A 19,791-nucleotide genomic window follows, 5' to 3' on the forward strand; every position below is an offset into this window, starting at 1 on the left:
ACGCAGTACGCGGCCACCGGGTCACACCGCCGCGGGATGGCATGCTGAGATTCATGTCCACGCTCACCGATCTCACCGAGGGCGTCGACCGCCTGATGCCCCGCGCCCAGGCGGATCTGACCACCCTGGTCGCCTTCCCATCCGTACACATCGCACCCGACCAGCGCGCGGCGTGCGCCGACGCCGCGTCCTGGGTGGCCGACGCGTTCGCCGAGGTCGGGGTGCCGTGCGAATCCATCACCACGTCCGACGGCAGCATCGCCGTCGTCGGACACCGACCCGGTCCCGCCGGCTCGCCGACGGTGCTGCTCTACAGCCATCACGACGTCCAGCCCGCCGGCGACACCGCGCTGTGGCATTCGGACGCCTTCACCCTCACCGAGCGCGACGGCCGCTGGTACGGACGCGGGACCGCCGACTGCAAGGGCAACGTCATCGCCCACCTCACCGCACTGCGTGCGATCGGCGACGACCTCGCCTGCGGGATCCGCGTCGTCATCGAGGGATCCGAGGAGGCAGGCGGCGAAGGGCTCGACCATCTCGCCCGTGAGCGTCCCGAACTCTTCGACGCCGACATGATCCTGATCGGCGACACCGGCAACGTCGCGGTGGGCACCCCGACCCTGACCACCAGCCTGCGCGGTGTGGTCAACGTGAAGGTGACCGTCTCGACCCTGGGCTCCGACGTGCACTCCGGTCAGTTCGGCGGCGCGGCGCCGGACGCACTCGCCGCCCTCGTCGCGGGACTCGCGAGCCTGCGCGACGCCGAGGGCAACACCACCATCGACGGCCTCGACGCCGGACAGACGTGGACGGGAGCACCGTACGACCCCGATGTGTTCCGCACGGACGCAACCATTCTCGACGGTGTCGACATCATCGGTTCGGGCGCTCCCGCCGACATGGTGTGGGCCCGACCGGCGATCACCGTCATCGGTCTCGACGCCCCACGGACCTCCGAGGCCGCGGCGGCGATCGTCCCCACCGCCGCAGCAATGCTCAACCTCCGTGTCCCGCCGGGGATGGACCCGGCGATCGCGCTGGACGCGCTGATCCGCCACCTGCAGGCGCACATCCCATGGCACGCACAGGTTGTCGTCGAACCCGAGGCCACCGGCGCCCCGTTCGCCGCCGACACCTCCGGCCCCGGTTACCGCGCCCTGAGCGAGGCGATGGAACAGGCCTACGGCGCGCCGGTCGCCCACTCCGGGCAGGGCGGATCCATCCCGCTGTGCACAGTGCTCTCCGAGATCTGCCCCCGCGCGGAGATCGCACTGCTCGGGGTCGAGGAGCCGCGGTGTCGGATCCACGCCCCGAACGAGAGCGTCGACCCGACCGAGATCGCCCGGACCGCACTGTCGGAGGCGTTGTTCCTGCGGTCGTTCGGCACCCGGTGACCGCCCCGCTCCGCTCGGTCACCGACCACCAGGCCCACGTCGCCGCGCTGTTCGGACCGGCCCGGACGGTGCGGGTGCCGATCGCCGACGCGCTCGGTCGCGCACTGGCCGTCGACGTCGCCGCGGCGGTCAGCCTGCCCGGCTTCGACAACTCCGCGATGGACGGATACGCGGTGCGCGCCACCGACATCACCGACGCGTCCGAGGAGGAGCCCATACGCCTGCCGGTGGCCGAGGACATCCCGGCCGGGCGGACCGATTCACTCACCCTCGCCGAGGGCACCGTCCACCGGATCATGACCGGCGCCCCGATGCCCGCGGGTGCCGACGCGGTGGTTCAGGTCGAACTCACCGATGGCGGGGACCAGACCGTCGCGATCCACGGCACGGTCGCCGTCGGCACGGCCGTACGGCGCGCCGGTTCCGACATCGAGGCGGGTGATCCGGCTCTACTGACCGGGACCGTGATCGGTTCCTCGCAGATCGGTCTGCTCGCCGCACTCGGTGTCGCCGAGGTGGAGGTGACGGCCCCGCTGCACGTCGTGGTGCTCTCCACCGGGTCGGAACTCATCGCGCCCGGCAACCCGCTGGAGCACGGTCAGATCTACGAGAGCAACGGCGCGATGCTGTGTGCCGCCGTCCGATCAGCCGGTGGCGAGGCGACGCTGGTGCACTTCGTCCCCGACGACGTCGGACAGTTCCGGTCGCGCCTCGACGAGATGATCGACGGGCCCACCGCCGTCGACCTGATCCTCACCTCGGGCGGTGTCAGCGCAGGCGCCTACGAGGTGGTCAAGGACGCGCTGACCGGGCAGGGCGTGGACTTCCTCAAGGTGGCGATGCAGCCGGGCATGCCCCAGGGCAGCGGTCGGTACACCAGCGCGACCGGTACGACCGTGCCCATCGTGACGCTGCCGGGCAACCCCGTGAGCGCGCAGGTGTCGTTCGAGATCTTCGTCCGACCGCCCCTGCGCAGCGCGATGGGTCTGCTCGCGCACCGCCGACGGATCCAGGCGTCCCTGGCCGACGATCTTCGTTCGCCGCGCGGCAAGCGACAGTTCCGACGCGGGGTGTTCACCCACGCCGGCGGGGCCGACGGGATCGGCTCGGTCGTCCCCATCGGCCCGCCCAGTTCGCACCACCTGCGGTTTCTCGCGTCGGCCAACGCGCTCATCGACATCGCCGCCGACGCCGACGACGTCCCGGCCGGGACGACCGTCGAGGTGATCCTGCTCGATTGAATCGCTGACCTGCGATCACGACGAGCGCAGATGGAGCGGGCGGGTCGGTCGACCCCTACCCTCTACCCTGAATGCGACAACGCGCATCGGCGTTGGACGACAGCGGGAGGCAGAACGACGTGGCGAGACGCCCGAAGACGGGGATCGATCGCCCGGGGACTCCTGAGTCGCCCCAGGGCGGCGCGGTCACCGAGCACACCACCGGTGTCGCGCACGTCGCAGAGCTGATCCGACACACCGTCCCGACGATGCATCCCGCGGGGATCCCGTTTGTCGCCGGTCCCGCCGCGGTGGCCGTGCTCGCACGCAGGCACCGCTGGATCCGCACCCCCGCGACCGCCCTGGCGCTCGCCGGGGCCACGTTCTTCCGGCACCCCACCCGGGTACCGCCCGTCACCGTCGGCGCCGTCGTCGCCCCCGCCGACGGCGAGATCACGATCGTCGACGAGACGGTCCCGCCGGTCGACCTGGGTCTCGGCGACCAGCCGTTGCCTCGGGTGTCGACGTTCCTCAGCGTGTTCGACGTGCACGTCCAGCGTGCGCCTGTCGCCGGCCGGGTCGTCTCCGTCGTACACACCCCCGGCAAGTTCCTTTCGGCCGATCTGCCCGCTGCCAGCATCGACAACGAGCGTGTCAGCATGCGCATCGCGACGTCGGCCGGAACCGGTGGCGCCACAGTCGATGTCGGTGTCGTGCAGATCGCGGGTCTGATCGCACGCAGGATCGTCTGCGAACGAGAGGTCGGCGACGAGGTCGCGCTCGGTGAGACCTACGGGCTGATCCGCTTCGGTTCGCGCGTCGACGTGTACCTGCCGGCCGGGACCGTGCCGCAGGTGCTCGTCGGACAACGCGCGGTGGGCGCGGAAACCGTTCTGGCCACGCTGGATTCGTCGGTGCCGACGTGATCGACTCGCCCCGTCCCCGGGTCCGCACCCCCTATCGCTCGCCCCGCGAATCCCGTCGCCGCCGACTCCGGGCGAGCGTCTCGCAGAACCGGTCCCGCGTTCCCGACCTCAGCGGTGGCCGACTCCTGCTGCCGTCGGCGCTCACGGTGCTCGCCATCTGCGCGGGGCTCTCGGCGGCGAAGTTCGCGCTGGACGACCGCATCGACCTCGCGGTCGGGATGATTGCGGCCGCCGCACTTCTCGACGGTGTCGACGGACGGATCGCACGACTCCTGGGGGCGACGACGCGCATCGGCGCCGAACTCGACTCGCTCGCCGACGCGATCAACTTCGGTGTCGCACCGGCACTCACGATCTACCTGGTGTTGCTGCGCGGGGAGGACAGCGGATGGGTGCTGGCGCTGATCTACACCTGCGCCATCGTGTTGCGCCTGGCGCGGTTCAACACCCTGCTCGACGACACCAGCGCACCGAAGTTCACCAAGGACTTCTTCGTCGGCGTCCCCGCACCCGCGGCCGCGTTGATCGCGTTGCTGCCCATCGCGGCCGAGCAGCAGTTCGGCTACGGCTGGTGGACCTCGGCGGCCGCGGTCGGCTCGTGGATGATGCTGACGGCCGCCCTCGCGGTGAGTCGCATCCCGACCGCCTCGCTCAAGTCGTTCGCGATCCCGCCCCGCGCCCTGGTGGGTCTGCTGATCCTCGTCGCCGTGGGCGCCGCGCTGCTGGTGACGTTCCCCTACATCCTGATGTTCGTCGCGATCCTCGGTTACCTGCTGCACATCCCGTTCGCGTGGCGGTCCCGTCGATGGGTGGAGAAGCGACCCGAGGAGTGGGACACCCCGCCGCGAGAGCGTCGCCTCGAGCGGCGGGCCCGTCGCCAGGTCACCCGCACGAGGCCGCGCAAGTCCGAGGCACGACTCGGACTGCGCCGCCCCGAACGACGGTGACGACCTAGCTGGTCGTGGTGCCCGTACCGGTACCCGTGCCCGAACCCGTCGCCGCGCCGGTCCCGTCCTGGGTCTGACCGCCGAAACCGCCACCTCCTACGCCGTTCTGCGTACCGCCGAACTGGCCACCGCCGCTCTGCGTACCGCCGCCGAACGGACCGCCGGCCTGTCCCGAACCCGTCTGGCCCGAACCCATCTGGCCACCACCGGACTGACCGGGACCCATCTGCGAGAACCCGGACTGCGGGGTGGTCGACGACCCGGCATCACCGGCCCAGTAACCGAGGCCGAAACCGGCGGCGATGAACGCGACCGCGATCCCGACTCCGCCCGCGATCAGGGCGTTCTTGAACTCGGTGCTGCGGGTGCTCATGGTCTGCGCGAACGTCGGACGCGGCTGGGCCACGATCCGATCGGTCGCATCCGGGTGGGCGAAACCGGTCGGGACGAACTCGTACTGCCGGGGCTCCGGCTGCTGGGGTTCACGCTGCTGGGGTTCATGCTGCTGGGGCCCCTGGGCGGCAGGGGAAACGGGTGTGGTCGTCACAGATCTCTCGCTTGTCGTCAGGCGGTCCGGTCCTGCCGGGCACCGCGGTCGCGACACCGGCAGACCACCGGTGTCGACGTCCTTGATAACGACCGGATCTGTGGGCGAGCTGTCCGGTTTCTGTGACTACGCTCCGCACCGGCGAGCAGGTCGGTCAGGAAGCCGACACCTGGTAGAACACCGAGTTCGGCCCGCCCGCCGCGCCGGAGACGCTCCCGACCTCGACGGTGTAGGTCTTGCCCACCTTGGTGGCGGTCACGACCACGACCTGGTTGCCGCCGTCGGTGGTCCGCTGTACCTCCCGGAAACCCCCGTCGGTGAGGGTCTTCACAGCGCTGTCGAGCGCTGCGGTCGTGTCGGCCGGCCCCTGCACGGTGAGGTTCCAGCCCTCGTCGGCCGATCCACCCGCGGAGAGCACGGCGCCGCCGATGAGCGGGATCTGATCGGTCGGGAAGTCGTCGGGCAGAGCGACCCCGGACGGGCCGCTCGGCTCGGCGGGCGACGAGTCGTCGGAACCGCAGCCGGCGAGCACGAACAGGGCCAGCACGGCCAGCACCGCCGCCCACCACGACGCCCGCACCGGTCGCGCACCAGCCCGACCCGTCATCGCTGCTTCATTCCCACCACGCATCGCGCCACCCCTCGACCGAGAAACACATACTCCAACGACCACTCGGGTCGCACCGTATCGTGCCATCCGGTCGGATCGCGCGGCGAGCACCGTGACCACCCGATCGTCGTGCGAGCAGCGCCGACGGTAAGGTGAAGAGACGGTTATCGCAGTGAGCACCACTTTCCTGCGACGCCTGACACCCCGCCCATCGATACGACGGAGTGCCTGTTGATCGCCATCCTGGTCGCCTTGGCCCTCACGGCCATGGCTGCACCTGCGATCATCTCGTGGCTCGGCCGCCGAGGGTTCTATCTGCTCGCCGTGGCCCCGGCGGCGTCGATGGTCGCCGTCATCGCCGAATGGCCCACCGAGGGCGCACCGCCCCGCACCGAGACCATCACGTGGGTTCCCGCGCTGCAGATGGACATCGTCCTGCGCATGGACACCCTCGCGGCGGTCATGTCGATCCTCGTGCTCGGCGTCGGCGCGCTGGTCCTCTGCTACTGCGCGGAGTACTTCGACGAGATCAAACGACGGGTCGCGGGCTTCGCCGCTCAGATGGTCGCGTTCACCTTCGCCATGTTCGGCCTGGTGACCAGCGACAACATGATTGTTCTCTACATCTTCTGGGAGGCGACGACGGTCCTGTCGTTCCTGCTCGTCGGCTTCTACGCGCAGCGCGCGACGTCCCGCCGGGCCGCGACGCAGGCCCTGCTGGTGACCACCGCGGGCGGTCTGGCCATGCTGGCCGGCATCGTCATGCTCGGCGAACGCGCGGGCAGCTACCTGCTCTCCGACATCCTGGCCGAGCCGCCGTCGGGGATGTTGGTCAGCATCGCGGTCGTCCTCATCCTGATCGGCGCGATCAGCAAGTCCGCGATCGTCCCGTTCCACTTCTGGCTCCCCGGCGCGATGGCGGCCCCGACCCCGGTCAGCGCGTATCTGCACGCGGCCGCGATGGTCAAGGCCGGCATCTTCCTGGTCGCACGTCTGGCCCCGGGCTTCTCCGACGACGTCGCCTGGCAGGTGACCGTCGTCGGACTCGGCCTGCTGACGATGGTGCTGGGCGGGTGGCGATCGCTGCGCGAGTTCGACCTCAAACTCATCCTGGCCTTCGGCACGGTGTCCCAGCTCGGCTTCCTGATGGTCCTCGTCGGACTCGGCGACACCAATGCCGCCTTGGCCGGGATGGCGATGCTGGTGGCGCACGCGTTCTTCAAAGCGTCTCTGTTCATGGTGGTCGGCATCATCGACCACTCCACCGGTACCCGCGACGTCCGCAAACTCGCCCGTCTGGGTGCCGCCGCCCCGGCGCTGGCCATCATCGCGGCGCTGTCGTCGTTCAGCATGGCCGGACTCCCCATCACGCTCGGCTTCGTCGGCAAGGAGGCCGCCCTCGGCGCCTACTCGCAGGGCGGCCCGCTGACGGACTGGCAGTCGATCACCGCCACCGCGATCATCGTGTTCGGTTCGATCCTGACGATGGCGTACACGATCCGCTTCATGGCAGGCGCGTTCGGTCGCAAGGTGCGTCGCGAGCCGAGCCAGGCCGTGGCCAAGATGCACCACCCGTCCGCGGCGTTCATGGCGCCCGCGGGGTTGCTCGCGGTGCTGGGTGTGGCCGCCGGATTCGCCAGCGGCCCGGTCGGTTCACTGTTCGAGCCGTACGCGAAGACGCTGCCCGACCACGGGCACGAGATCGAGCACCTCGCCCTGTGGCACGGGTTCAAGCTGCCGCTGCTGCTCACCGCGATCGTCATCGTCGGCGGTGTCACCGTGTTCCTGCTGCTGCGTCGCCGTCGTCGGCGCCTCGGGTTCACCTCGCCGCCGCTGGGCAACGCCGACCGCATCTACGACTACGTGCTGCGTGGCGCCGACACCGCCTCGCTGGCACTCACCCGGGTCACCCAGCGTGGTTCACTGCCACTGACCCAGGGCGTCATCATGGTCACCCTGATCATCGTGCCCACCGTCGCGCTGTTCCTCGGCGCACGGAACCGGTTGGACATCAACGGTTTCGACTCGGTCATCCAGGTGGTCATCGGCGGGATCATGATCGCCGCCGCCATCTCGGCGACCCTGCTGCGCAACCGTCTGGCCGCCGCCCTGGTCGTCGGTGTCACCGGCTACGGCTGCGGCATGCTGTTCGCCTTCTACGGCGCCCCCGACCTCGCGTTGACGCAGTTCCTCGTCGAGACGCTGACGCTGGTCATCTTCGTGCTCGTGCTCCGCAAGCTGCCCGCCGAGGCAGAGGCCCGCCACACCACCGGGTTCAAACCGCTGCGCGCCCTGATCGGCCTGGCCTTCGGTGCCCTGCTCGTCGTCGTCGGCCTGTTCGCCGCGGGCGCGCGCAGCACCATCCCGATGCACGTCGACATCCCCGAGGCGGCCTACAAGCTGGGCAACGGCGCCAACGCCGTGAACGTCCTGCTCGTCGACATCCGCGCGTGGGACACCCTCGGCGAGGTGTCGGTGCTGCTCGTGGCGGCCACAGGTGTCGCGTCGATGGTCTTCCGGCACCGCCGCTTCGGCTCCGCCCCGCGCGTGGCCGACGCCGCCCGCCTGCAGGGCGCGAACCCCGACATCGACGACGGCATCCCGTCGGCCCGCACCACCTGGTTGCGCGGCAGCGACTTCCGCGATCCGCGGCACCGGTCGATGGTGCTCGAGGCGACGACCCGACTCATCTTCCCGACCATGGTCGTGGCGTCGATCTACTTCTTCTACGCCGGCCACAACGCCCCCGGCGGCGGGTTCGCCGGCGGCCTCACGATGGGCATGGCCCTGGTGCTGCGCTACCTCGCGGGTGGTCGGTACGAACTCGGCGAGGCGATCCCGATCGACGCCGGACGCATCCTGGGTCTCGGACTCGGGTTGTCGGTGTCGACCGCGATCGGATCCGTGCTCGCCGGTGCCCCGGCCCTGTCCTCGGCGACGCTGGAGGTCACACTGCCTGTGCTCGGCCACATCAAGCTCGTCACCGCGCTGTTCTTCGACCTCGGCGTCTACCTCATCGTCGTCGGACTCGTCCTCGACGTGCTGCGCAGCCTCGGCGCGCGCCTGGACATCGAGGAGACCGCGACGACCGCGGCCGGATCCCGCGCGGCCAACGACGCCGCGTTCGCCAAGCCCGAGATCGACGGGACGGTGAGCCGATGAGCGTCAACCTCGGACTGCTGATCGTCGTCGGTCTCGTCGCGGCGTGCGGTGTCTATCTGCTGCTCGAACGCAGCCTCATCCGGATGTTGCTCGGACTGCTGTTGGTGGGCAACGCGATCAACCTGCTGATCATCACGATCACCGGCAGCATGGGCAATCCGCCGATCTACGGCCGTGACTCCGACAGCCGGACCGGCGACTCCGACCCGCTCGCCCAGGGCATGGTGCTGACGGCGATCGTGATCACGATGGGCATCGCCGCGTTCGTGCTCGCCCTCGCGTACCGCTCGTTCGTCATCAACACCGACGACGACGTCGACGACGACCCCGAGGACATCAAGGTCAAGAGCCAGTCGCTGGCCAGTGCGCCCGACCGCGACCGCAGCGACGACCCCGTCACCGGTACCGACACCAAGATCGGCGACATGTTCGACGACGAGGGCAACCCGCTGTCGGAGGAGGAGATCCGCTCGCGCAAGCGGAACCGGATCGAGGCCGACCTCATGCCCGAGGGGGTCTCGGAGAACACGACCGACGATCTCATCGAGGACGACCCCGACGACGACCCCGAGCCGACCGACGACAGCGCGAGCACCGGGAAGGGGGGCAGCGAGACATGATCGACCACCACTGGTTCGCGACCCTGATCGTCATCCCGTTCCTCGTCCCCCTCGGCGGCGCCGCCCTCACCCTGGTGATGGGCCGCAGCCCGCGCGTGCAGCGAGCGGTCACCGTCGTCGCGATCTCCGCCGCGTTCGTCGCCTCGTGCATGCTGCTGTACCTGACCAACCGCTACGGCACCTACGCGCTGCACGTCGGCGGCTGGGACGGAAAGGGCTACAGCAACGGTCCCCTCGGCATCACCCTCGTGGTCGACCAACTCTCGTCACTCATGCTGGTCGTGTCGACGGCCGTGCTGCTGTGCGTCGTGCTCTACGCCGTCGGACAGGGCATCCGCGACGGCACGACCGAACAGCCGGTCTCGATCTTCCTGCCCACCTACCTCGCGCTGACCGCGGGCGTGTGCAACGCCTTCCTGGCCGGCGACCTGTTCAACCTGTACGTCTCGTTCGAGGTGCTCCTCGCCGCGAGCTTCGTGTTGTTGACCCTCGGCGCCAGCGCCGACCGGGTGCGCGCCGGCGTCTCGTACGTGATGGTCTCGATGGTGTCGTCGCTGATCTTCCTGGCCGGCATCGCGTTCGCGTACGCGGCGACGGGAACGTTGAACCTCGCGGAGATGGCCATCCGACTCCAGGACATCCCGGACGGCACGAAGGGCGCTCTCTACGCGGTCCTGCTCGTCGCGTTCGGCATCAAGGCCGCGGTGTTCCCGCTGTCGACCTGGCTGCCCGACTCCTACCCCACCGCCCCCGCGCCGGTCACCGCGGTCTTCGCGGGCCTGCTCACCAAAGTCGGTGTGTACGCCATCATCCGGGCGCACACGCTGCTGTTCCCCGGCGGATCGATGGACACCGTGCTGCTGGTGGCGGGTCTGCTGACGATGCTGGTCGGCATCTTCGGCGCCATCGCGCAGTCCGACATCAAACGGCTGTTGTCGTTCACCCTGGTCAGCCACATCGGCTACATGATCTTCGGCATCGCCCTGTCGTCGAGGTTCGGGTTGTCCGGCGCGATCTTCTACGTCGCGCACCACATCCTCGTGCAGACCACGCTGTTCCTCGTCGTCGGACTCATCGAACGTCAGGCGGGATCGGCGTCCCTGCGGCGGCTGGGCGGTCTGGCCGCGAGTCCGCTGCTGGCCGGGTTGTTCCTCGTGCCCGCCCTCAACCTCGGCGGCATCCCGCCGTTCTCCGGATTCATCGGCAAGGTGGCGTTGATCGAGGCCGGCGTGCAGGACGGCAGCGTCCTCGCGTGGCTGCTCGTCGCCGGGTCCGTGGTCACCAGCCTGCTGACGCTCTACGTCATGGCCCGCGTGTGGACCAAGGCCTTCTGGCGTCCCCGCGCCGACGCCCCGGAGGGCGACATGGCCGACATCGGACCATCGGCCCTGGTCGAGGAGACCGGCGACATCGCGTTCGGTGATCGTGCCGATGTCGGACGGATGCCCATCGGCATGGTGGTCCCGACCCTCATGATGGTGGTGGCAGGCGTCGCCCTGACCCTGTGGGCGGGACCGATCTTCGACTTCACGAACGCGGCGGCCGCCGACCTCACCGACTCGAACATCTATCTCAATGCCGTGTTGGGAGGTTCCCGATGACCCGCTCGATGGGCCACGCGCCTGCCAAGGGGCCGATCCGCGGTCGGATCCACCACGCCTGGCGGATGAGTTTCATGTTCTGCTGGTGGAATCTCGCGCGTCTCGCGGTGGGCCTGCGCAACCGTGTCCACCTGCTCGGATGGCTCGGCGCCGACGGCCGCGAGGTCGCCGTCCGGCTGTGGACCATCGCCTGGCTGACCTTTGTCTGGGTCTTGCTGTGGGGCACCCTCTCGTGGGCCAACGTCCTCGCCGGGATCGTGGTGGCGCTGCTGATCATCTATCTGCTGCCGCTCCCCCGGGTACCGGTCGAGGGCCGGATCCACCCGGCGACCGTGGTGGTACTGGTCGCCCGTCTGTTCTGGGACTTCGTCGTCTCCAGCATCGAGGTCGGGTACGCCGCGGTCCGACCCCGCCGCCCACCGCTGTCGGCGGTGCTGCGGACGCGGCTGGCGATCAAGTCCGACATGGTCCTCACCCTGGCCGTGGACTACCTGAACCTCGTGCCGGGAACTATGGTCGTCGAGATCGATCACCGGCGGCGCCTGCTGTACGTCCACGTCTTCGATGTGAGCAGCGAGAAGAAGGTGCGCGACTTCTACAAGCAGGTGGCCACCGTCGAGCGACTGTTCATCCGCGCCTTCGAGCGCGACAGCGAATGGCATCCGAGTCCGTACCACGGCATCGACGAGGAGTTCCACCACGTGCCGTCCAGTCTGCGCGAACACCTGCAGACCGCCACGGAGAAGCAGTCCGACGGCGGCCGCGGGAAGCGCGACGCCCCGGTCACCCGGGACGCAGGCGGAACCGGATCGGGAGGCACATCATGATGGTCGTCTGGATCATCGCCGCGGTGCTGCTCATGGCCTCGGCGATCATCACCACCGTGCGGATCCTGCTCGGACCGAACACGCTCGACCGGCTCGTCGCTCTGGACACCCTGATCGCGTTGTCGATGTGCAGCCTCGGGGTCTGGGCCGCCTACAGCCTCGACTCCACCGTGGTCCCGGCGATCGTGGCGTTGTCGCTGCTCAGCTTCGTGGGGTCGGTCGCCATCGCACGTTTCCGTGTCCGCGACGACGTGGTCCGCTCGGGCACGCCCGCATCCGACGACGTCGACGCGGGTTCGCCGTCCCCGGGAAGTGAGCGCACATGATCTCCGACATCATCGTCGCCGTCCTGGTGCTCAGCGGTTCGGTGCTCGCGCTGACCGCCTCGATCGGCGTGCTGCGCTTCCCGGACACCATGACGCGGATGCACGCGGCCACGAAGCCGCAGACCTTCGGACTGCTGCTGATCCTGGTGGGCGCGATGATCCGGCTCTCCGGCAGCGTCGACTTCGGGATGCTCGTGCTCTCCGGACTGTTCGCGCTGATCACCGCACCCGTGGTCGCGCACCGCATCGGGCGGCTCGCCTACCAGGAACAACGGGCCCGCGACGACCTCATGCGCGACGGCGACATGGATTCCGGCGCCGCACACTGAGATATCGTTAGGCACGGAAACTGTGCATTCGCACACTTTCGGAGCGAAATCTTATACATTACTGTCCACAACACGGATTAATCACGCGCGGGCACGGGGGTGCGTGGGATACGAGCGGGGAGCAACACCATGACGACTCAAAGCAGGGGTCTGGACATCAGCACCATCGAGGGCACCGATCTCGCGGCCAACGCGACTCTCCGGGTCGCCGGACGGCCCGCATCGCGGACCCTGGCCGACATCAACAAGCTCGCGACCGAGATGGTCGGCCACTTCGCCGATAACGTCGTTCCCTGCGGCACCCTGCCCGGCGAGCAACTGCACGGTGACGTCACACAGGTGACGCAGACCTGTCTGCGGCTGGCCATCGAGATGCTCGACGACCAGACCCTCCCCGGCGACGCGCAGCTCGCCCAGATCCGCGAGTCCGCCGCCCAGTGGGCCCGCGAGGGCGTCCCGCTCGACACGATCATCCACACGTACCACGAGGGCATCAAGATCGGCTTCGACCTCATCGCCGCACAGGCCGGCGCCGACGACCTCGGCGACCTGGTCTCCGGGTTCAAGCTGGTCATGAAACTCCTCGACACCTTCACCGCCAACGTCGCCACCGCCTATGTCGAAGAGCAGCGGCTCGTCGCCAGCCAGCACCAGTCGGCGACGCAGACGCTGATGTCGGCGTTGCTGTCCGGCCACACCGCGTCGGCGGTCGCACGTCAGACCGGCATCCCGATCGCGAACAACTACCAGGTGGTGTCGCTGTCGATCGCGCCGCACCCCGACGAGCTCGACCCGCGGGTCAACACCAAGATCGCCGCGCGACGCAAGCTGCGTCGGGTGCAGTCGGCGCTGGCCACGATGTTCAACTCCCGCGCGCTGACGCTGCTCAGCAACAGCGGCGGCACCGTGCTCGTCCCGGCCGATCCCGATCTGCCCCTGCTGACCACCGAGCTGCTCGCGGAGTTGTCGGTGCACGCCGAGGCGCCGATCATCGCCACGCAGTCGGTCGGTGCGACCGAGAAGATCCCGGATCTGTCCGACGAGACGCACGATCTGATGGACCTCGTCCGCGCGATCCGGCGTCCGCCCGGCCTGTACGAGATGCAGGATCTGCTCATCGAGTACCAGATCACCCGACCGGGCCCGGCGCGCGATCACCTCGCGTCCACGCTGAACCCGTTGGACACCCACCCCGAGCTGCTCGAGACGCTGCGCGTCCACCTCGAGACCGGGTTGAACCGCAAGAGCACCGGTCGGCGGATGCACATCCACCCGAACACCGTCGACTACCGGCTGCGACGCATCACGCAGACCACCGGCATCGATCTCGCTCTGCCCGAGGGCATCTCACGCGCCCACATCGCGTTGCTCGCGCTCGACCTGCAGACGCAGGCGTCACGCCCGATGGTCTGAGTCCCGACTCCGCGACGGATCGTCGCGCTCAGCGTCCGAGTTCGTGGACGACGAGCGCGACGACGTCGCGCATGTCGCCGGTCCGCTCGAACACCGTGCGCTGCCGCTGATACGAGCCGCGGCCGCCGGTGATCTCGGCGACCGAGGCCAGCTCGTCGACGCAGTCGAGGCGGCGGGCCACCGGTTCGAGCCGGGTGAGGATGTCGGCGAGGTCGTCGGTGACGAGCCGCTCGTTGCAGTCCGCGTCCTGGATGATCACGGCGTCGAGCCCGTATCGAGCCGCACGCCATTTGTTCTCCTGCACCAACCACGGCGCCATCTCCCGCGGCAGTGTGCCCGCGGTGAGCTGGGCGTCGATGTCGACGACGAGGCAGTGGATCAACGCGACGATGGCCTCGAGCTCGCGGACGTTCGTCGCGCCGTCGCAGACCCGGACCTCGACGGTGCCCAGCCGCGGGGACGGGCGGATGTCCCAACGGATCTCGTTGACGTGGTCGATGATCCCGGTCGTCTTCTGGTCGGCGACAAACGCCTCGAACTCGCCCCACTGCGAGAACTGGAACGGCAACCCGGCGGTCGGCAGCTGCTGGAACATCATGGCCCGGTTGCTCGCGTAGCCGGTGTCCTGCCCCGACCACATCGGTGACGACGCCGAGAGCGCCAACAGGTGCGGGTAGTAGGCCAGCAGCGCGTTGACGATCGGCAGCACCTTGTCGCGGCGGTCGATGCCGACGTGGACGTGCACACCCCAGATCAGCATCTGACGTCCCCACCACTGGGTGCGTTCGATCAGTTCGGCGTAGCGCGGCGCCTCGGTCAGCTGCTGGGTCGACCACTCGGCGAACGGATGGGTGCCGCCGCCGTAGAGGTTGACGCCCAGGTCGTCGCCGATGCCGCGCACGACGCCCAGCGTGCGGCGCAGATCGGCCATCGCCTCGGCGGTGGTGGTGCAGATACCCGTCACCAACTCGACGGTGTTGCGCAGCAGTTCCTTGTGGATACGTCCCTGCGACGCCGGGTCGTCGAGCTCGACGACCCGGTCGAACAGTGCGGCAGCCGAATTCGAGAGGTCACCGGTCACCTTGTCGACGAGTGCGAACTCCCACTCGACGCCGATGGTGGGGGCCGGCGAGCCCCGGAACTCGATGGCCTCGATCACTCCTGCTCGATGACTCCGCAGGCGATCCGGCCGCCGGCGTCACCCGTCGACAGGGTCTCCTGATCCGGTGCGGGCGCGTAGCGGGTGGGGATGTTGGCGAAGTTGTCGGCGTTCGCGTGGATCATGATCGACTTGCCGACGATGTCGCTGATGGTGAACGCGTCACTCGTGGTGACGGTCTCGCCGGTGCCCGCCGCGGAGACGAACATCGAGATCAGGTCGCCGCTGGACGGGTGGCCGGTACGGCCGTCGACCTGCAGGTGCGAACCGGCCGAGAGGAACGCGCCGGGCGCGCCGCCGGTGGGGGCGACGGAGTTGCTCTCGCACTTGCCCACCGAGTGCAGGTGCATGCCGTGGAAGCCGGCCGGGATGCCGGAGGTCACCTTGACGTCGACCTTCACCTCGGCGCCCTCGGCGGTGAACGTCGCGGTGCCGACCTGGGTGCCCTGCGGGCTGATCAGCGATGCGGTCGCGCCGCTGCTGGAGCCTTCCGAGCCGGACTCGCCCGAGGGTGTCTGACCGACGCCGAGTCCGCCCGGGGCCTGGTCGCCGGTGATGACCGGCGGCGTGGTGCCCTGCTGGCTGGAGGGTTCCTCGCCGGGGCTGCAGGCCGCCAGCACGGTCCCCGCGGCGAGCACCGAGGACGCGAGCAGGATTGCGCGCCGCACCGAGGTGCGGCCGCGGGCACCAGAGGTGGGGGTCGGCTGGTGGGTCATCGCTGAGGGGCTCCCTTGTTGTCGGCGCCGCTCGCTGCGCTCCGCGCCCGAGCTGGCTGGCGTGTCTGGCCGAATCATATCGGTCGGCTCTATCGGGTGATGACGACGACCGCCAACCCGCCTCGGCACTGGGTGAACGAGGAGGGCTTGAGGTCGGCGGTGGCGTCGTTGCCCAGGTCGGACACGAGGCGATCGGCCTCGGACTTGAGCGCCGACGAGTAGAAAACGGTGTTCTCGGTGATGCTGGCCGACTGCAGGTTGCCCGGCTCGGCCACGCGCCAGCCCTTGGACTTCAGCGACGCGGTGACCTCAACGGCAAGACCGCTGATCGAGCCGGCGTTGTAGACGCAGGCGAGAGGACCGGCGGTCGATGAGCTGCTCGGGTCCGTCGAGCTCGAGCCGGCCCCGGAGGCCGAGGCGCTCGTCGACGCGGCGGCCGAGGAGCTGGGGGCGGCCGAGGACGCCGAACCCGACGCGGCGGCCGCGCGGAGGTCTGCTTCCGGGCTGCTTTTCGTCGTCACCGCCGAATGCCAGCCGAGGCCGATGCACACGACAGCTATCGCGAGGAGCAACATCGCGCCTGCGCGGAATGGCAGCCGATTGGGTTCCCGATCCGGGGTCATCACGGCCGCTACTCTACGGACTCGACTCAGGTGATCTCGAATCCGAGGCGGCGCGCGGCGCGGGCCTTCTGCCTGCTCGCACGCAGACGACGGAGGCGCTTCACCAGCATCGGATCGACCGCGAGGGACTCCGGACGGTCCACCAGGGCGTTGAGCACCTGGTAGTAACGGGTCGCCGAGAGGCCGAACAGCTCCTTGATGGCTTCTTCCTTGGCGCCGGCGTACTTCCACCACTGGCGTTCGAAGGCCAGGATGTCGTGTTCGCGGCGGGTCAAACCGTCGGCCCCGACGACATTGACGTCGTGACCGGTGCTCGAGGTGGGTGAATCGGCCTGGTCCCCGTTGGCCTGGTTCGCCGAATCGGCGGGCTGCCCCGACCGCTTCTGGCTTCGCGCAGTTGCGCCGTCCATCTCGCTCCCTTGAGGTTCTCCTCTACCGACACATCGTCGCTGCCCACGACCCCTGGTCGCGGTAGCCGACGAAGGGAGAGAAGGAAACTTACATCGATGTGGTTCGTTGAACATCTAACCACGGCGAGGGCCCGATTTCGGGTTGGGCGTGCCGGTGTCCGCCACTAGTAATCTGTGCCGCATGGCAATTCTCCCCATCTGCATCGTCGGCGAGCCGGTGCTGCACCGCGTGACCGAACCGGTGACCCTCGACGCGCAGGGCCGACCGCCCGCGGATGTCGTTGCGCTGCTGGACGACATGTACGAGACGATGGACGCCGCGCACGGCGTCGGACTGGCCGCGAACCAGGTCGGCGTCGGGCGACGATTCTTCGTCTACGACTGCCCCGGCGGCGAGACACGCGGCACCGAGCGCCTGCGCGGCGAGGTCATCAACCCGGTGCTCGAGACCTCCGAGATCCCCGAGGGCATGCCCGACCCCGAGGACGACGACGAGGGCTGCCTGTCGGTACCGGGCGAGCAGTTCCCCACCGGGCGTGCCGAGTGGGCCAAGGTCACCGGCGTCGATCGCACAGGCGCGCCCGTCGAGATCGAGGGCACCGGGTTCTTCGCCCGCATGCTGCAGCACGAGACCGGACACCTCGACGGATTCCTCTACGTCGACGTCCTGGTGGGTCGCAACGCGCGCGCGGCCAAGAAGCTGATCAAGAAGAGCGGCTGGGGCGTGCCGGGTTTGACGTGGACCCCGGGCGAGGGCCCGGATCCCTTCGGCCACGACGACCCGGACGATGACGAGGACTGACCCCGCGTCCCCTGCTCCCGGGGATCGCGTCGTCGTCCGATTCCGTAAGGGCGCAGACGCTCCCGGCGACTGGCGACGTGACCCGTCGGCCACGGCCAGCGACGTGACGGGGGTGTTGGTGTCGGCAGGTGACGACGTGGTCGTCGCGCGGGATGGCGAGGACGTCACGATCCCGGCCCCGCTGGTGCTGTCGGTGCGGGCGCTGTCGGATCGCCCGGTGCGCAACTCCGACATCAGGACGCTCGAGATCGCGGCCGCACGGGGTTGGCCGGGAACGGATTTCGCGGTGATCAGCGGCTGGCTGGCCCGCGCGGGTGGCGGCTTCACCCGTCGTGCCAACTCCGCGACGCCGGTCGAACGGGGTGCGACCCTCGACGCCGCGTCGGTCGGCGCGCTGTCACGGTTCTTCGACGCGCACGACCTGGCCACGAGATGTGCTGTGGTGGAACGCCTCATCCCCGCCTCGCACGTCGACCCGGAACGGTTCGAGATCCAGGCCGTCGCGATGGTGCGACCCACCGACCCGCTCGCGGCAACGGCGGGGATCGACGTGGCGGTGTCCTCCGCTCCGACCGCCGACTGGGTGCGCGCCTACCTCGACGAGTCGGGGCGGTCGTCGGCGGCCGATGTGGCGACCGCGGTGCTCACCGCATCGATCGACGGGGCGCTCGCATTCTTCTCGGTCTCCGACGGCCAGGGGCTCGTCGCCATCGGCCGTGGCGCGGTGACCTCGGACGAACCGTTCGGTGCCGGTCCAGGTTCGGGCCGACGGTGGGTCGGGATCGCGTGCCTGTGGACGGCGCCGCGCGCCCGCGGAACCGGGATCGGCACCCGGGTGGTCGCCGAGGTGATGCGGTGGGGTCGGGACCAGGGTGCCGACACCGCGTACCTCCAGGTCGAGGCCGACAACGTCGACGCCATCCGGCTCTACCGCCGTCTCGGCTTCACCCGTCACCACACATACGGCTACGTCACCCTTTCGCCGCCGACCGTGCCCTGACCACGCACCGAGCGGGCCCAAATCACCCGGTGAGCGGGCCCTAAACACCCTCCGAGCGTGCCCTAATCACCCTGCGGCGCCGCGCCCGACACCCTCGCGTTGTTTCGGCCCGTTCGACGCGTTGCTTCGGCACGTTCGACGGGTCGTTTCGGCACGCTCGGCGGTCTCGGAAGTCCATAGCGGGCTATCGGGTCGCTCACAGGGACATCCCAGGGTGGCCGCCCACGATGGAATGCATCACCCCCCACCGGATCGAGGTATCAACGATGATCGCCACCGCTGCCCTGTCCGGTCTCGGCACCCAGATCTCGGTGTCCGTGACCGAACCAGCCGCTCTGCCCAACGCCCTGCGGGAGGTCACCCGCTACGCCGACCACGTCGACCTCACGGTCAACCGTGAGCGTGCGTCGGCGGAGATCCACGCCATCGACCTCGCCGGCGGATCACCCGCCATGGTCGGTGTCCTGCTCGAACAGATTCTCACCGAGGCACTGTATTTCGCAGACCTGACCGACGGCGCGACCCGCTCGGTCCGTCGCAGCGCGGTCCCGGACTACCGTTTCCTCCCGCACCTGCAGTTCACGGTCGACGGCCCGCGCCCGATGACCGTGCGAACGATGACGCCGGTGCCGGAGTGGCACCGACCCCGCCTGGGCGAGGGACGGGTCGTCGTCCCCACCGACGTACGCCTCGAACTGATGGGCACCGCCCGCGCGTTCCTCGCCGACCGCGCCGCGCAACGGGTCGCGACCCGCTTCGAGTGCGGCGTCATGGTGACCGTCGGCGACCCCGGCGCGGGGAGCGTCGCCGCGACCGCCGGACATCCCCCGCTCGGAGGGTGGCATGTCACGGTCGGCGACGAGCTCGTCGAACTCGAGCCCGGCCACGCACTGGCGACCGTCACCCGCACCGACATCGCCGCCCTGCCGCGCAGCCCGTTCGACCCGCGCCCGGCCCCGGAGTTCGCGACGGTCACCACCATCGCCGAGGAGGCGGGGTCGGGCTACGCCGCCGCGATGATGACCTACGCACACCCCGACCGTGCGCCGCACTGGCTCATCGGCGTCGGGGTGGCGGCACGCACCGTCGGGAACACGGGCCGTGTGCACGAGATCGGCCACTGGCCGTCGCACCGGCACGCCCACGCGGCCTGACG

The 19,791-nt window shown here is 69.4% G+C and carries 19 protein-coding genes and 1 pseudogene; 14 read left to right on the forward strand and 6 right to left on the reverse strand.

Features of this window, described 5'->3' with window-relative positions; all coding sequences use genetic code 11:
* The first annotated feature begins 53 nt into the window (after positions 1 to 53).
* The 4 genes from LX13_RS05775 (at position 54) to LX13_RS05790 (ending at position 4,490) form a co-directional block, all read left to right on the forward strand.
* Positions 54 to 1,397: a dipeptidase gene (locus LX13_RS05775; protein WP_253660319.1), complete on the forward strand. Its 1,344-nt coding sequence runs from the start codon at positions 54 to 56 to the stop codon at positions 1,395 to 1,397.
* On the forward strand, positions 1,394 to 2,638 hold the full coding sequence (moeA, locus tag LX13_RS05780; RefSeq protein WP_253660320.1) for a molybdopterin molybdotransferase MoeA: 1,245 nt from the start codon (positions 1,394 to 1,396) through the stop codon (positions 2,636 to 2,638). Before LX13_RS05775 ends, moeA begins: the two co-directional genes overlap by 4 nt.
* A 119-nt stretch (positions 2,639 to 2,757) precedes the next feature.
* Positions 2,758 to 3,543 carry a phosphatidylserine decarboxylase gene (locus LX13_RS05785; RefSeq protein ID WP_372499832.1) on the forward strand — a complete coding sequence of 262 codons (786 nt, stop codon included), beginning with the start codon at positions 2,758 to 2,760 and terminating at the stop codon, positions 3,541 to 3,543.
* On the forward strand, positions 3,540 to 4,490 hold the full coding sequence (locus LX13_RS05790; protein WP_253660321.1) for a CDP-alcohol phosphatidyltransferase family protein: 951 nt from the start codon (positions 3,540 to 3,542) through the stop codon (positions 4,488 to 4,490). The genes LX13_RS05785 and LX13_RS05790 overlap by 4 nt, the downstream gene beginning before the upstream one ends.
* 4 nt (positions 4,491 to 4,494) lie before the next feature.
* On the opposite strand, the gene LX13_RS05795 is transcribed toward LX13_RS05790, so the two are convergent.
* Positions 4,495 to 5,037 carry a hypothetical protein gene (locus tag LX13_RS05795; RefSeq protein WP_253660322.1) on the reverse strand — a complete coding sequence of 181 codons (543 nt, stop codon included), beginning with the start codon at positions 5,035 to 5,037 and terminating at the stop codon, positions 4,495 to 4,497.
* Positions 5,038 to 5,191: 154 nt separating this feature from the next.
* Entirely contained in the window at positions 5,192 to 5,644 is a 453-nt protein-coding gene (locus LX13_RS05800) for a hypothetical protein (protein WP_253660323.1), read from the reverse strand.
* A gap of 234 nt (positions 5,645 to 5,878) precedes the next feature.
* Here LX13_RS05800 and LX13_RS05805 point away from each other — a divergent pair, with 234 nt between their 5' ends.
* From LX13_RS05805 to LX13_RS05835, 7 genes and pseudogenes are all read left to right on the forward strand, one after another.
* Positions 5,879 to 8,809 carry a Na+/H+ antiporter subunit A gene (locus tag LX13_RS05805; protein ID WP_253660324.1) on the forward strand — a complete coding sequence of 977 codons (2,931 nt, stop codon included), beginning with the start codon at positions 5,879 to 5,881 and terminating at the stop codon, positions 8,807 to 8,809.
* The gene (locus LX13_RS05810; RefSeq protein WP_253660325.1) at positions 8,806 to 9,429 is read left to right on the forward strand and encodes a Na(+)/H(+) antiporter subunit C; all 624 of its coding nucleotides are present in this window, start codon (positions 8,806 to 8,808) and stop codon (positions 9,427 to 9,429) included. The genes LX13_RS05805 and LX13_RS05810 overlap by 4 nt, the downstream gene beginning before the upstream one ends.
* On the forward strand, positions 9,426 to 11,030 hold the full coding sequence (locus LX13_RS05815; protein WP_253660326.1) for a Na+/H+ antiporter subunit D: 1,605 nt from the start codon (positions 9,426 to 9,428) through the stop codon (positions 11,028 to 11,030). The genes LX13_RS05810 and LX13_RS05815 overlap by 4 nt, the downstream gene beginning before the upstream one ends.
* On the forward strand, positions 11,027 to 11,857 hold the full coding sequence (locus tag LX13_RS05820; protein ID WP_253660327.1) for a Na+/H+ antiporter subunit E: 831 nt from the start codon (positions 11,027 to 11,029) through the stop codon (positions 11,855 to 11,857). Before LX13_RS05815 ends, LX13_RS05820 begins: the two co-directional genes overlap by 4 nt.
* Positions 11,854 to 12,108, forward strand: a pseudogene (locus LX13_RS05825) (monovalent cation/H+ antiporter complex subunit F); the annotation flags it as partial. The gene LX13_RS05820 and the pseudogene LX13_RS05825, both read left to right, overlap by 4 nt.
* Before the next feature lie 71 nt (positions 12,109 to 12,179).
* Positions 12,180 to 12,512, forward strand: coding sequence for a monovalent cation/H(+) antiporter subunit G (gene mnhG / locus LX13_RS05830; RefSeq protein ID WP_253660328.1), 333 nt, complete (start codon positions 12,180 to 12,182; stop codon positions 12,510 to 12,512).
* A gap of 129 nt (positions 12,513 to 12,641) precedes the next feature.
* Positions 12,642 to 13,925 carry a PucR family transcriptional regulator gene (locus LX13_RS05835; protein WP_253660329.1) on the forward strand — a complete coding sequence of 428 codons (1,284 nt, stop codon included), beginning with the start codon at positions 12,642 to 12,644 and terminating at the stop codon, positions 13,923 to 13,925.
* Positions 13,926 to 13,953: 28 nt separating this feature from the next.
* On the opposite strand, the gene LX13_RS05840 is transcribed toward LX13_RS05835, so the two are convergent.
* From LX13_RS05840 to napA, 4 genes are all read right to left on the reverse strand, one after another.
* A complete protein-coding gene (locus LX13_RS05840) occupies positions 13,954 to 15,081 on the reverse strand; it encodes a glutamate--cysteine ligase (protein WP_253660580.1) in 1,128 nt (375 codons plus the stop codon).
* Positions 15,081 to 15,800 (reverse strand): superoxide dismutase[Cu-Zn], encoded by a 720-nt coding sequence (gene sodC / locus LX13_RS05845; protein ID WP_253660330.1) that lies wholly within the window; start codon positions 15,798 to 15,800, stop codon positions 15,081 to 15,083. Before sodC ends, LX13_RS05840 begins: the two co-directional genes overlap by 1 nt.
* Positions 15,801 to 15,889: 89 nt before the next feature.
* The gene (locus tag LX13_RS05850; protein WP_253660581.1) at positions 15,890 to 16,423 is read right to left on the reverse strand and encodes a LytR C-terminal domain-containing protein; all 534 of its coding nucleotides are present in this window, start codon (positions 16,421 to 16,423) and stop codon (positions 15,890 to 15,892) included.
* A gap of 26 nt (positions 16,424 to 16,449) precedes the next feature.
* Entirely contained in the window at positions 16,450 to 16,833 is a 384-nt protein-coding gene (napA, locus tag LX13_RS05855; protein ID WP_253660331.1) for a nucleoid-associated protein NapA, read from the reverse strand.
* Positions 16,834 to 17,014: 181 nt separating this feature from the next.
* Between napA and LX13_RS05860 the strand changes: the two genes are divergently transcribed.
* The 3 genes from LX13_RS05860 to LX13_RS05870 all read left to right on the forward strand — a co-directional run bounded on the left by LX13_RS05860 (position 17,015) and on the right by LX13_RS05870 (position 19,789).
* Positions 17,015 to 17,635: a peptide deformylase gene (locus LX13_RS05860; protein WP_253660332.1), complete on the forward strand. Its 621-nt coding sequence runs from the start codon at positions 17,015 to 17,017 to the stop codon at positions 17,633 to 17,635.
* Entirely contained in the window at positions 17,622 to 18,635 is a 1,014-nt protein-coding gene (locus LX13_RS05865; RefSeq protein ID WP_253660333.1) for a GNAT family N-acetyltransferase, read from the forward strand. The genes LX13_RS05860 and LX13_RS05865 overlap by 14 nt, the downstream gene beginning before the upstream one ends.
* 266 nt (positions 18,636 to 18,901) lie before the next feature.
* Complete coding sequence (locus LX13_RS05870) at positions 18,902 to 19,789, forward strand: FAD:protein FMN transferase (protein WP_253660334.1); 888 nt, start codon at positions 18,902 to 18,904, stop codon at positions 19,787 to 19,789.
* Positions 19,790 to 19,791: the final 2 nt, after the last annotated feature.

The sequence above is a fragment of the Williamsia maris genome, from assembly GCF_024171815.1.
Lineage (GTDB): Bacteria > Actinomycetota > Actinomycetes > Mycobacteriales > Mycobacteriaceae > Williamsia_A > Williamsia_A maris.

Coding starts and splice junctions, on each gene's coding strand:
- LX13_RS05775 (WP_253660319.1), top strand. CDS start 54: ATGTCCACGCTCACCGATCTCACCGAGGGCGTCGACCGCCTGATGCCC.
- LX13_RS05800 (WP_253660323.1), bottom strand. CDS start 5,644: ATGACGGGTCGGGCTGGTGCGCGACCGGTGCGGGCGTCGTGGTGGGCG.
- LX13_RS05810 (WP_253660325.1), top strand. CDS start 8,806: ATGAGCGTCAACCTCGGACTGCTGATCGTCGTCGGTCTCGTCGCGGCG.
- LX13_RS05815 (WP_253660326.1), top strand. CDS start 9,426: ATGATCGACCACCACTGGTTCGCGACCCTGATCGTCATCCCGTTCCTC.
- LX13_RS05820 (WP_253660327.1), top strand. CDS start 11,027: ATGACCCGCTCGATGGGCCACGCGCCTGCCAAGGGGCCGATCCGCGGT.
- mnhG (WP_253660328.1), top strand. CDS start 12,180: ATGATCTCCGACATCATCGTCGCCGTCCTGGTGCTCAGCGGTTCGGTG.
- LX13_RS05835 (WP_253660329.1), top strand. CDS start 12,642: ATGACGACTCAAAGCAGGGGTCTGGACATCAGCACCATCGAGGGCACC.
- sodC (WP_253660330.1), bottom strand. CDS start 15,800: ATGACCCACCAGCCGACCCCCACCTCTGGTGCCCGCGGCCGCACCTCG.
- LX13_RS05850 (WP_253660581.1), bottom strand. CDS start 16,423: ATGACCCCGGATCGGGAACCCAATCGGCTGCCATTCCGCGCAGGCGCG.
- napA (WP_253660331.1), bottom strand. CDS start 16,833: ATGGACGGCGCAACTGCGCGAAGCCAGAAGCGGTCGGGGCAGCCCGCC.
- LX13_RS05860 (WP_253660332.1), top strand. CDS start 17,015: ATGGCAATTCTCCCCATCTGCATCGTCGGCGAGCCGGTGCTGCACCGC.
- LX13_RS05865 (WP_253660333.1), top strand. CDS start 17,622: ATGACGAGGACTGACCCCGCGTCCCCTGCTCCCGGGGATCGCGTCGTC.
- LX13_RS05870 (WP_253660334.1), top strand. CDS start 18,902: ATGATCGCCACCGCTGCCCTGTCCGGTCTCGGCACCCAGATCTCGGTG.